6 protein-coding genes are annotated in these 12,850 nt (G+C 62.4%); 1 reads left to right on the top strand and 5 read right to left on the bottom strand.

What is annotated here, in order from left to right:
- Nucleotides 1–87: 87 nt before the first annotated feature.
- From AC1DON_RS06675 to AC1DON_RS06655, 5 genes are all read right to left on the bottom strand, one after another.
- Nucleotides 88–915, bottom strand: a complete 828-nt coding sequence (locus AC1DON_RS06675) for an alpha/beta hydrolase family protein (RefSeq protein ID WP_476933989.1) — start codon at nucleotides 913–915, stop codon at nucleotides 88–90.
- A 157-nt stretch (nucleotides 916–1,072) separates the two neighbouring features.
- Nucleotides 1,073–7,891 (bottom strand): hypothetical protein, encoded by a 6,819-nt coding sequence (locus AC1DON_RS06670; protein ID WP_476933988.1) that lies wholly within the window; start codon nucleotides 7,889–7,891, stop codon nucleotides 1,073–1,075.
- Between the two features lie 169 nt (nucleotides 7,892–8,060).
- A complete protein-coding gene (locus AC1DON_RS06665; RefSeq protein ID WP_476933987.1) occupies nucleotides 8,061–9,380 on the bottom strand; it encodes a PQQ-dependent sugar dehydrogenase in 1,320 nt (439 codons plus the stop codon).
- Nucleotides 9,381–9,391: 11 nt separating this feature from the next.
- On the bottom strand, nucleotides 9,392–9,751 hold the full coding sequence (locus AC1DON_RS06660) for a four-helix bundle copper-binding protein (protein WP_476933986.1): 360 nt from the start codon (nucleotides 9,749–9,751) through the stop codon (nucleotides 9,392–9,394).
- Nucleotides 9,752–9,895: 144 nt separating this feature from the next.
- Entirely contained in the window at nucleotides 9,896–11,644 is a 1,749-nt protein-coding gene (locus tag AC1DON_RS06655) for an ATP-binding protein (RefSeq protein ID WP_476933985.1), read from the bottom strand.
- A 157-nt stretch (nucleotides 11,645–11,801) separates the two neighbouring features.
- Here AC1DON_RS06655 and AC1DON_RS06650 point away from each other — a divergent pair, with 157 nt between their 5' ends.
- Nucleotides 11,802–12,797: a magnesium transporter CorA family protein gene (locus AC1DON_RS06650; RefSeq protein ID WP_476933984.1), complete on the top strand. Its 996-nt coding sequence runs from the start codon at nucleotides 11,802–11,804 to the stop codon at nucleotides 12,795–12,797.
- Nucleotides 12,798–12,850 lie beyond the last annotated feature (53 nt).

Below are 12,850 nucleotides of genomic sequence, written 5' to 3'. Positions count from 1 at the left end.
GTTTTAAAGGAAACGTAGCACGGTCTAGCTTCCTTAGCGGTCACATACTCGTACGGAAAACGGGTTTCCACTTTTTCGGAGCATGCTCTAAGGTTTTAAAGCGTCGTTGAGAAAGGCATCTATTTCAGACGCCCTGACCTTGACCGGGATGTCGTGACCATAGTCCGAATAGATGTGCGCGCTGGCGTGGCCACCATGGGCGTTGATCGCCGCCGCGAGCTGCCGGGCCTGGTCTGGATCGGTGCGATCATCCTTTGCGCCGTTGATGATCAAGGTATGCGCCCGGATTGTCACGGCAGTGCTGAGTACGGAGCGGGTTCGCAGCGCCTCAGCGGTTCTGCCGCCGGTCTGTGCTTCAAAGGCCGACCTGACCTTCCTGGCTGCGTCCGATCTTGCGCGCGCAAAAAAGGGTTGGAGGTCGTAAAGGCCCGAGATGAGAACAAGGCCGCGCACTTTCGGGTCGTGCTCGGCGACGAGCGCCCCCGTTACGGCGCCAAGACTTACCCCTTCGATCGCGATCCGGTCGGGCGCCACACGCGGATCACTGCGTACCTTCGCAAGGACAGCTTCCACGGCGTCCTGGGTAAAAGGTCCGGCAAAGTCCTCAGGCCCGCTGGATCCGCCGTATCCTGGCAGGGAGATCGAGACGGCCAGAACGCCGCGCCTGGCATAGTCATGGAGGACGCCCCAATCGACATAGGTCTTGCCGCCGGGGCGAAAAAGGCCGTCCTGATGACCGTGGAGAAAGACGACCACCGGCCATGGGCCTGTTGTCTCAGGCGCTTCTGAAAAATACTCCACGACCTTATCCGGGGCGTCCGGGTGCGGAATCGTCGCGGCATTTCCTTTTGTCTGGCTCGTGCAGCTCAGCATCAGCAGACACGCGACAAGTGAAATCCACCCTGGCCACTTCATGATTTTATCCCGTCATCAGCCACTGCGTCTTAACGTACCGAAAATAGGCCTGGCTATGTGATAGCCAGGTTCATCTAACAACGGTATGGCATTGTTGCGGCAAGACCTTGCACCTTGAGTACCGGACCATTGGGTCATGGCCCGCCGCTCAATCTATCTAGACGAAGTAGAGGTCGTCCTTGGTGACGGTCCCGACGATCAGCGCCAGGTCGATGGCCGCGCCCGAGCCCGTGCCGTCGGCATCCCAGTAGAGTTGACCTGTCGTGTCGTCCCAGACGAACTGGGCATCCGTCCCAACCGCTGACGTCCCGACCGTGAACTCCGATGCCGACAGGTTATGGCTGGCCGCGAAGCCGTAGTCCGCCCCCGTGAAAACCAACCGGTCCACGCCCTGTTCGAAGTCACTGATCGTGTCGGTGCCGTTCGACGCCGCGTCGGCGAAGACGAAGTCGTCGCTGTCTGCGCCGCCGGTTAGGCTATCGTCGCCCGCTGCGCCGGTCAGGACGTTGGCATCGGCCGTTCCGGTGATGGCGTTGCTGAGCGCATTGCCCGTGCCGATCGCTGCTGAACCGGTCAGGATCAGGTTTTCGACCTCAGCCGTCAGGGTGTAGTCCACCGCAGCGGAGACGGTGTCCGTCCCTTCGCCCGAGGCTTCGACCACCACGTCACCCGCGTCATCGACAACATAGCTGTCGTCGCCGTCGCCGCCCGTGAGCGTATCCGCGCCCAAGCCGCCATCGAGCGCATTATTGCCGCTGGTGCCGGTAATGGCGTTGTCGAGGCCGTTGCCGGTGCCGTTTGTCGCCGCGCCCGTCAGAACCAAGGTTTCGACATTGGCCGTCAGGGCGTAGCTGATCGCAGCCGTGACCGTATCCGAGCCTTCGCCCGACGCTTCGGTGACGACATCGCCCGCGTCATCGACAACGTAACCGTCGTCGCCATTGCCGCCTGTCAGCGTGTCCGCCCCTGCCCCACCATCGAGCACATTGTTGCCACTGGTGCCGGTGAGGACGTTATTGAGGCCATTGCCGGTGCCGGTCAAAGCCGCACCGATGAGGACCAGGTTTTCCACTTCGGCCGACAGGGCATAGCTCACCGAAGCGGTGATTGTGTCGGTCCCTTCGCTGGCGGCTTCGGTCACGACATCGCCGGCAGTATCGACGACGTAGCTGTCACTGCCCACCCCACCGGTCAGGCTGTCCGCGCCTGTGCCACCATCGAGCGTGTCGTTACCATCGCCGCCCGACAGGCTGTTGCCGCTTGCATTGCCGGTGATGGCATTGGCCAGGCTGTTGCCCGTGCCCGCCGTCGCCGAACCCGTCAGGATGAGGTGTTCGACCTCGGCCGTCAGCGCATAGTCGATGCCTGCCGAGACCGTATCCGTGCCTTGTCCAGCCGTTTCCACGACCACGTCACCGGCATCGTCAACGACGTAAGCATCGTTGCCGGCGCCGCCGGTCAGGCTGTCCGCACCCAGCCCGCCGTCGAGACTGTCCTGGCCGTTACCGCCCGACAGGGTGTCCGCGCCGTCGCCGCCCGACAGGCTGTTATTGCCACTGTTGCCGGTCACCGTGTTGTCGAGGTTGTTGCCGGTCGCCGAAATATTGCCCGATCCTGACAGGACGATGGCTTCGACATTGCCCGCCGCGGTATAGCTGATCGACGACGACACCGTGTCATTACCCTCGGCCGCCGCTTCGACAACGGCGTCCGAAGCGCTGTCAACGTAGTAGAGGTCGTCGCCAAGCCCGCCGGTCATGCTGTCGCTGCTTCCGCCGCCGTTCAGCGTGTCATTGCCGTCACCGCCGATCAGCGTGTCGTTGCCGCCTGCACCCGACAGGCTGTTGTCGCCGATGTTGCCGGTCAGCGTGTTGGCCTGGCTGTTGCCGCTCGAAGACGTATTGCCCGACCCCGTCAGCACGACGTTTTCGACGTTCGCCGCCGCATTGAAGCTGATGGAGGCCTGGATCGTGTCGGTGCCTTCGCCCGAGTTCTCGATCACGACATCGCCCGCATCATCGACGACATAGACGTCGTTGCCCGCGCCGCCAGTGAGCGTATCCGCGCCTGCCGCGCCATCCAGCGTATTGGCGCTGGCATTGCCGGTGACGGCATTGGCGCCCGCATTGCCGGTACCGTTGCTAGCCGTTCCCAGCAGGGTCAGGTGCTCGAAATCGGCCGCCAGCGTGTGGCTGAGGTACGAACGGACCGTGTCGGTGCCGGCCCCCGAGGCTTCGATCAGGACGTCGCCTGCATTGTCGATGACATAGGTGTCGTTGCCAATCCCGCCGGTCAGGCTGTCCGCGCCAGTTCCGCCGTCGAGCGTATCATTGCCGTCGCCGCCGCTGAGCGTATTGTCGCCGGTATTGCCGGTAATAGCATTGTCGGCGCTGTTGCCCGTGCCGGTCAGCGCCGCTGTTCCCGTCAGGGTCAGGTTCTCGAAATTCGCCGACAGGGTATGCGAGGCGTTGATGACGACCGTGTCGGTACCCGCATTGGCGGCTTCTGTGAAGACATCGCCGGCGTCGTCGATGATATAGGTGTCGTCGCCGAGTCCGCCGGTAAGCGTATCCGCCCCCGCGCCACCGTCCAGGATATTGTTGCCGCTGTTGCCATTGAGCACATTGCCGTTGGCATTGCCGGTGACATTGATATTGCCGGAGCCCACCAGGGTCAGGGCTTCGATATTGTCGACGCCGACCAGCGAATAGGAGGCGGTCGCTTCGATGGTGTCCACGCCTTCGCCCGACAGTTCGGTGACGATATCGGCCGAATTGTCGACGCGGTAAAGATCGTTGCCCAGGCCGCCGACCAGGGTGTCTACGCCACCGCCGCCATCGACGGTGTCGTTGCCGTCATAGCTGGTCAACAGGTTGGCAGCGACATTGCCGACCATGTCATTGGCGACGCTGTTGCCCGTGCCGTTTATGGTATCGGTGCCGGTCAGGGTCAGATTCTCGAACTCCGCCGCCAGCGTCCAGGTGACATAGGACCGCACCCGGTCAGTACCTTCGCCGGCCAACTCGCCGATCACGTCGGAGAGGTTGTCGACCACATAGGTATCGTTGCCCTTCATACCGCCCAGGCTGTCGACCCCACTGCCGCCATCCAGCCAGTCATTGCCGTCGTACCCGTACAGCGAGCTGCTGCCGGAATTGCCGATCATGATGTTGTCGAGTGCATTGCCGTTCGCCCACATGGCGGCGGTGCCCGTCTGGGTCAGGTTCTCGACATTGGCGGTCATACCATAGTTCAGCGTGACATAGACCAGGTCGGTACCTTCGTTCAGGTTCTCGATGACGATATCGACGCCGCTGCCACCGGTGCCGACATAGTAGATGTCGTCCCCCGTGGAACCGTACATGGTGTCCGTCTGGAGGCCGCCGTCCAGTGTGTCGTTGCCGGCCCCGCCGCGCAGGGTATCCTTGCCGTCGTCACCGAACAGGTAGTTATTGCCGTTATTGCCGGTGATATCGTTCAGTACGCCGTTGCCGATACCGGTCAGATCGCCATAATCATTGGCCAGGATCAGGTGGTCATTGCCGTTGATCAGGGTGTAGTCGATGTAGGAATAGATCGTGTCACTGCCGTCGATCAGGTTTTCCCAGACATGGTCGCCCGGATTGTCGACAATATAGTAATCACCACCCGTGCCGCCATACATGGTATCGGCGCCTGCGCCACCGTCGATGGTGTCGTTGCCCCCATTGCCGTAGATGCCGTTATTGCCAGAATTGCCGCGCATGAGGTTGTTGCCCTCGTTGGCATGGCCGTCAATATTGGCCGTCCCGGTCAGGTTCAGCTCCTCGATATAGTCACCCAGGTCGAAAGTCGCCGATGCGTAGACGATGTCATAACCATGCGCCGCAAGGGTCTCCTGGGCGACGTCGCCGGTCGAGTCGACGTAATAGACATCGTCCTGTGACAGGCCGATCATGGTGTCGTCACCACCTTCGCCATACAGGGTGTCCGCGCCGATATAGCCATGCAGCACGTCGTTGCCGTCGCCGCCATACATGACATTGGCGCCCGAATTGGCAACGATCGTATTGCCGCCATCATTGCCCCAGAAAGTGTCGTTGCTCGTGTCGGTCGGCGTTACCGTCAGGTTTTCGAAATGGACCAGCGATCTCAGGTCGAGTGCGAACGTCGCGTAAATGGTATCGATGCCTTCGCCCGCCGCCTCCACCAGAACATCGCCAAGGTCATCCACGTAGTAGGCATCATTGCCTGTGCCGCCAGTGAGCGTGTCCGCGCCGCCGCCGCCGTCTAGCGTGTCATTGCCGGTGTTGCCGGCCAGCGTATCCAGGCCGGCGCCGCCATACAGCGCATCCGCGCCCCAGCCGCCGGTCAGGCTGTCGTCGCCGTTGACGCCATATAGCGTGTCGTTGTCTCCTCCGCCGTCGACAATATCGTCACCGTTGTCTCCGCTCATGGAATCGTGGCCGGCCGAGCCCCACAGAGTATCGTTGCCGCCGCCGCCAAGGACGGTGTCCTCGCCTATGCCGCCGTCAATCGTTTCCGCGCTGGCTGTACCGTAATAACTCTCGAAGCCGGCGGTGTTGGCGAACACCTGCTGGTAAACATCGACGCTAGTCGACTGGATGTGTACCCAGGTCGTCACGATATTGCCGTTGTCCAGCTCGGCGACAACGGGATGAACCTGACTTTCGGCCGTGGTCTGGTTGATCCGGGTCTCGCCACCGACCGCATTGCCGCTGGCGTCGTAGCGCTGCATGTAGGCGCCGTGCGGGTAGGTGCCGCCGGCGTCCTGGTTCTTGCTGGTCCAGGCGATGATAAAGCCGCCGTCAGCGAGCGCGGTGATGCGCGGGTAATTCTGATCGTTGGTGGTGAAGGTATTGACGCGGAACTCCGAGCCCAGCGCCGTTCCCGACGCGTCGTAACGCTGGGCATAGACGCCAAGACCCGACCCATCCTGGCCGGTGCTGTACCAGCTGATAACGTAGCTGTCGTCGGCCAGCACCGCCACGGACGGCATGACCTGGTCGCTTGTGGTGTAGGTATTGACGCGCGTCTCGGAGCCGACAGCCGCGCCGCTGGCATCGAAACGCTGGGCGTATATGCCAAGCCCAGAGCCGTCTTGGGCCGCGCTGGTCCAGGAGATGACATAGCTGCCATCGCTGAAGCCATCGACAGCCGGAACCGTCTGGTCACCGGTGGTGGTGGTGTTGACACGGACCTCGCCGCCGACGGCAGCGCCCGACATATCATAACGCTGGGCGAAGATGCCTATGGTATCGGCCTGGCCAGACTGCGTACCTACACCCTGCCAGGTGACGATAAAGCCGTTCGTGCCCAGGTCGGCAATCGCCACACCACTCAACGGCTCGGCCGTCGCCCATCCCTGATTGCTGGTTGTCGTCGTATTGACACGGAATTCTGCGCCATTCATCGTGCCGTCAGCGTTGAAGCGCTGGGCATAGATGCCTGCGCCCGAACCGTCCTGGCCATTGCTGACCCAGGTGACGACATAACCGTCGTCGCTGAGGCGGGTCACGGCCGGTGCATTCTGGTCGCCGGTCGTATATGTGTTGACGCGGGTTTCGCCGCCAAGTTTTGTACCGCTGGCGTCGTAGCGTTGGGACGCAATTGCGATACCCGAGCCATCCTGGCCGTTGCTTTGCCAGATGACGCTGTATTCGCCATCGGGATGAGTGACGATCTTGGCGTCCAGCTGGGAATTGTTCGTATAGCTGTTGACACGGGTAACCGCACCCGCGCCCAATACGGCATTGCCGCCATAGCCGGCCGTATGATGCTCATACACCTGCTGATGGATATCACCGTAACTCGACGCATAATTCACCCAGGCCGTAACAACATTGCCGTCGTCAAGCTCAGCGGTGATCGGATGCACCTGGCTGCCGACAACCGTCTCATTCACAAGCGTCTCGAACCCTACGGTATTGCCGCCGGAATCGTAGCGCTGCGAATAGGCGCCGTGCGGCAAGGTGGCGTTGGCGAAATCCTGGTTCTTGCTGGTCCAGCCGATAACAAACCCGCCGTCCGACATGGCCGTGACACGCGGATAGTTCTGGTCGCTGGTGGTGTAGGTGTTAACCCGGAATTCCGCCCCGATCGCTGTCCCCGACGAATCGTAGCGTTGGGCGTAGACGCCGAGGCCGTCGCCGTCCTGGCCATTGCTGTACCAGGCAATGACATAGCTGTCGTCGGCCAGCACCGCCACGGAGGGCATCAACTGGTCGCCGGTCGCATAGGTATTGACGCGGGTTTCGGAGCCGACCGCCACACCGCTCGAATTAAAGCGCTGGGCATAGACACCATAGCCCGAACCGTCCTGCGCCAGGCTGGTCCATGAGACGACATAGCTGCCATCGCTGAAGGCATCCACGGCCGGCACGGTCTGGTCGTTGGTGGTCGTGGTATTGACCCGGACCTCGCCGCCGACGGCTGCACCTGACAGGTCGTAGCGCTGGGCGAAGATACCCATTGTATCCACCTGGCCGGTCTGGGCGCCGTTGCCCTGCCAGGTCACAACAAAGCCATTCGCGCCCAGGTCGGTGACCGCCAGACCGCTCAGCGGCTCCAGCGTGGTCCAGCCCTGGTTGCCGGCGGTGGTCGTATTGACGCGGAACTCTGATCCTTGTGTCGTACCGTCCGGATTAAAGCGCTGGGCGTATATCCCAGCTCCCGCCCCGTCCTGGCCGTTGCTGGCCCAGGCGACGACATAGTCGCCATCGCTGAGGCGCGTGACGACCGGCGCGTTCTGGTCGCTCGTCGTATAGGTGTTGACCCGGATCTCGGAGCCGACCTTGGCGCCTGTGCTGTCGAAACGCTGGGAATAGATGCCGAAGCCCGAACCGTCCTGGCCATTGCTTTGCCAGACGATTGTATAGCCTCCGCCCGGATGCGTGACGATCTTGGCGTCAAGCTGCGTACCTGTGGTATAGGTATTGGCGACTGTGACCGCACCGGCGGTATAAATGCTGACCATCTGGACTTCCCCCATAAGAGTAGGCGAGAGATTCATTTTCTCGCGCAATTGGGGAAGACGGTAACACCGGTTTGCGACGCTTACTTGCTGAAAATCGCGTTAAGGACGAAGTTTCCACAAGTAAGTCATTAAAATTGATAACGTGCGTTACGCGGAAAATGGGACGGCTCTACTTTACCCGCAGCTGCGTGTCCGGCGTGACGCGCCAGACCGTATTTCCGGCGTCGTCGGCCACAAGCAGCGCGCCATCAATATCCTCGGCGACGCCGACGGGGCGGCCACGCGCCTTGCCGTCTTCGCCCAGGAATCCCGTCAGCACGTCCTGCGGCATGCCCGACGGCTGGCCGCCCTTGAATGGCACGAAGACGACCTTATAGCCCGACGGCGGGTTGCGGTTCCACGAGCCATGCTGGCCGACAAACGCGCCATTCTTGTAGCCTTCCGACAAGAGCCCGCCGGTATAGAAGGTCAGGCCCAGCGACGCCGTATGCGGCCCCAGCGCAAAGTCGGGCTTGATGGCGGACGCGACCTTGGCCGGGTCCTGCGGCTTGACGCGTTCATCGACGGTCTGGCCGTAATAGCTGTAGGGCCAGCCGTAAAATGCGCCAGGCTTCACGGACGTCATATAGTCGGGCACCAGGTCCGAACCGATCTCGTCGCGCTCATTGACGACGGTCCACAGCGCGCCCGTCTCCGGGTTCCACGCCATGCCGACCGGATTGCGCAGCCCTGAGGCAAACAGCCGTGTCGCGCCCGTCGCGGCATCGATTTCCAGGATCGCCGCACGGTTGGTTTCGGCCGCCATGCCGTTTTCCGCGACGTTGGAGTTGGAGCCCACCGAGACATAGAGCTTGCTGCCGTCCTTCGACGCGATCAGGTTCTTGGTCCAGTGGTGGTTGATCGGCCCGCCCGGCAGGTCGGCGACCTTGGTGGCCGGGCCGGTAATCGCCGTGTCGCCTTCATGATAGGTATAACGGACCACCGCGTCGGTATTGGCGACGTAAAGCTGGTCGCCGATCAGCGCCATGCCGATCGGCGAGTTGAGGTTCTGCAGGAAGACGACCTGAAGCTCGGCGGCGCCATCGTGATTGGCATCGCGCAACAGCATGAGCCGGTTGGGGCTGCCCCGGTTGGAGCCCGCCTTCTTCATCAGCATCTTCATGAAGAAGCCACGAATGCCCTTTCCGTCGTCAGGCTTGGGCGGCGCATCGCTTTCGGCGACCAGGACATCGCCATTGGGCAGGACATAGAGCCAGCGCGGATGGGTCAGGTTACGCGCAAACGCTTCGACCTGAAGGCCGGGCGCAGGCGTCGGCGCCTGGTCGACCGTCCAGCCGGCGACCTCGGCGATCTTGACAGTCGGCACCAGGGTTTTGACGGGGCTAGGCAGTTTTGGATTGACGCCCATGCCGTCTTCCGGGCGCAGTCGGGCGGTTTCGCCGCAGCCCGTCAGAGCCAATGCAACACCGAGCAGCAGGGCCTTTTTCATGGTGTGATCTTTCAGGCGTGCGCGGCTGTGTGCGCGTGGCTCATCTCACGGCATACGTGGCCGCAGCGCTGGCAGATCTCCGCGCAGGCCAGCATTTCCGGACCGCCGACGGTTTCGCAGGAGATGGCGCAGGCGTCGCAGACATCGGCGCAGGCCAGGCACGTCGCCATATGCAGCTCAGAGCCGCGCGTCATGAAGTCGGCGCAGGTCTGGCACATCTCGATGCAGTCGGCCATGATGCGGACGTGGGCCGGTGCTGTGTGCCGCCCGCCCATCGGAAGGCAATGATTATAAAGGGTTGCCTGGCAGGTATCGCGGCATTGCCAGCACAGTTCGATACAGGCCCTGAAGCTGTTGGCGTCGTGGTGCATGGCGGGCCCTCTCACCGGCGGTGTTACCACCGCGTAACGCGATCCGCCATGAGGATACAGTCACGATTGCGCGTTGGGGTGTAAGAAGCGCGTAAGGACTTTTTTCTGCCGCACCAAATCCAATAGATTTGGGGAGGCAGAATATCACGCCACCCTGAGCAACCGCGCCGCCGGGCCCTGGTCGTGCCAGCGCAAGGCCGGCACCGCATCCAGCATCGGCCTGAGTTGCGCCAGCGACGCCGGCTTGACCATATAGCCCACGGCCCCAAGCTTGCGCGCCTGTTCCTGGTCGGTGTCCTGGGTCGAGCCAGTGCACATCACCACCGTCATATCGGCGAAGTCGCCCTCACGGCGCAGCGCCTCAAGCGTCTCGAAACCGTCCATGCCGGGCATGTTGATATCGAGCAGGATCAGGTCGAAGCGCTCACCGCTCACCCGCGCCTTGCGCAGGGTCTCCAGCGCCTCGCGGCCCGACCGCGCCACGGTCAGGTCGAACTCGGCCTTGTCGCGGTCGCGCAGCAGGATGCGCGTCAGTTCGATATCGGCTTCGCGGTCGTCGACCAGCAGCACATGCGCCAGGCCGAGGGGCTTGCCGACAGGGACATCCTTAGCGCCACGCGCCTCTACGACACGCGCCGCTTCGGTCGCCTTGGGCAGGGTAAAGTGGAACTCCGCCCCCTGCCCTTCGCGGCTTTCGCACCAGATGCGGCCGCCGTGCATGGCGACGATCTTGGCGCAGATGGCCAGTCCCAGCCCCGCGCCCTCCTCATTGAGCCTCAGGCGCTTGAACGGCTGGAAAATGCGTTGCAGGTCGCTCTCGGCGATCCCAGGACCATTGTCGGCGACGGTGAAATGCCAGTGCGCGCCGTCGTCCTGGGCGTCGATGCGGATATGCGCCGGGCCGCCTGCATGCTTGATGGCGTTGGCGATCAGGTTCTGGAAGACCTGGAGCAGTTGCGCCGCATTGGCGTCGACCGTCGGCAGCCTGGTGGCCTTGATCGTCGCACCCGACGCCTGGATCAGCTGGCGCAGGCTGTCCTCGGCGCCGCTTAGGGAATCACCGGCGTCGATGGCTGATTTGACGGCGCGCGACGGGTCGTGCAGCCGCGTATAGGAATAGACGGTCTCGACCAGCATCCCCATCCGGTCGGCGGCCTTGCGGATAAAGTCGAAATAGAGCGGCCCGCTCTCGCCGACATCGCCCTCGGCGATCAGTTGGGAAAAAGCGCGCACCGTGCGCACCGGCTCCTTCAGGTCGTGGGCCAGGGCGTGGGTGAAGACCTCAAGCGATTCATGCTGCTGCTGGATGCGCGCGCTCTGCGTCTCCAGCATCCCGACCTTCTGGCGCAGCTCCTCGATCAACCGGACATTTTCCAGCGCCACCGAGGTCGTATTGGCCAGGGCCTGGAGCACACGCAACTGCTCATCGGTCGGGCGGTAGTTGGTCGCCCAGTAATTGCCGATGGCGCCGACGGGCGCTTCGGTGCGGATCGGCACCATGGCCAGCGATTTGACAAAGGTCGGGCGATAGGCCTCGGCCGGCACGCGCGGGTCGTCATAGATGTCTTCGATGACGGCGGCCTGGGCGTTGTTCATCACCCAGCCCGAGACGCACATCTCCATCGGGAAGCGCTTGCCCTTCCACAGCGGCGCGATCGCATTCTCGTCGGCATAATAGCACTGGTCGCCGTCCCTGAGCACGAAGGTCGCCCCGTCGGCGCCGGTCAGCTCACGCGCGGCATCGCGGGTGATTCGCGTTATGGTGGCAACGTCGCGCGCCTGGGACAGCGCCTGAACGACGCTGACAAGACGCTCCATGGCCTCCATATGCGTGGGAAAGCGTTGTTTTTCCTTGGTCACGTCGTCGATCTGGCCCGTATTCGGCTTGGTCATGCGTGGAATCCCTGACTGGCCGCAGAAAAACGCCAGCGGCCCGTTGCAAACGTACTATGGATTGAGTGAACGAAAATCTAATAACATTTGTGTGCCTTAAAGCTTTGGTCACACGGCCTTCCTACACTTCCGGAAAACAGGGTTCCGGGGGCGCGGCATGATCACGGTCTTCCATACAACAGGCGCCGGCAATATCGCCGAAATCCAGCTCGACCCGACGCATAACGTACCGGACGAGCCGGTGTGGATCGACCTGCTCAGCCCGACCGACGACGAATTGCGCCTCCTGCCCCAGACGCTCAACCTGGCCCTGCCCAGCCGTGAGGAGATCTGGCGCAACCACGCGCTTAACCGCATGTATACGCGCGACGGCACCTCCTACATGACCGCGGCGCTGACCGTCGGCGCCGAAAGCGAAAAAGCCGGCGGCCAGCCGCAGACATCGACCATCACCTTCATCCTGACGCCGGACTTCCTGATCACCATCCGCGACATCGATCCGGAACCCTTCCTCAGCTTCCAGCAGGACCTGCTGCTCAACGGCAAGCGGTTCCGCACCAGCGCCGATGTCCTGGAAGGCCTGCTTGAAGAAGTCATCCTGCGCGTCGCCGCCGACCATGCCCACGTCATGCAGACGCTGGACGGCCTGTCGCGGCGCATCTTCGCCGACCACGCGTTCGACGGCCGCAAAGGCAATCCGTCGCTGATCATGGGCGGTGTGCTGAAGGAACTTGGCTTCGTCGCCGACCTCAATTCCAAGATCAACGAAAGCACGCACAGCCTGATAAGGCTGCTGACCTATTTCCGCGAAGACCACAGCCCGGACAATGCCGCCATCTGCCACGATGCGGGCCGGCTGATCAAGGACGCCAGGTCGCTGGCCGACCAGTCGGCGTTCCTGAACGACAAGATCAATTTCCAGCTGGAGAGCACGCTGGGCATGATCAATGTCGAACAGAACCTGATCGCGAAAATCTTCTCGGTGGTAGCGCTGATCTTCCTGCCGCCGACGCTTGTGGCGGGGTTCTACGGCATGAACTTCGCCCATATGCCCGAACTGACTTGGCAGTACGGCTATCCGATGGCGATTGTGCTGATGCTTTTGTTCGCCGTCCTGCCCTACGTCTATTTCCGGCATAAGCGCTGGCTGTGACATCCACACAGACGAACTCCCGCAGGCGAACCTGCGGGAGCCAAAGCTATCAA

This window comes from Asticcacaulis sp. P4_H10 (genome assembly GCF_056400965.1).
This window is presented reverse-complemented; position numbering and strand designations above follow the sequence as displayed.

Bases quoted from the DNA above. Each gene is read 5' to 3' on its own strand.
- AC1DON_RS06660 (WP_476933986.1), bottom strand. From the start codon at position 9,751: ATGCACCACGACGCCAACAGCTTCAGGGCCTGTATCGAACTGTGCTGG.
- AC1DON_RS06670 (WP_476933988.1), bottom strand. From the start codon at position 7,891: ATGGTCAGCATTTATACCGCCGGTGCGGTCACAGTCGCCAATACCTAT.
- AC1DON_RS06675 (WP_476933989.1), bottom strand. From the start codon at position 915: ATGAAGTGGCCAGGGTGGATTTCACTTGTCGCGTGTCTGCTGATGCTG.
- AC1DON_RS06665 (WP_476933987.1), bottom strand. From the start codon at position 9,380: ATGAAAAAGGCCCTGCTGCTCGGTGTTGCATTGGCTCTGACGGGCTGC.
- AC1DON_RS06650 (WP_476933984.1), top strand. From the start codon at position 11,802: ATGATCACGGTCTTCCATACAACAGGCGCCGGCAATATCGCCGAAATC.
- AC1DON_RS06655 (WP_476933985.1), bottom strand. From the start codon at position 11,644: ATGACCAAGCCGAATACGGGCCAGATCGACGACGTGACCAAGGAAAAA.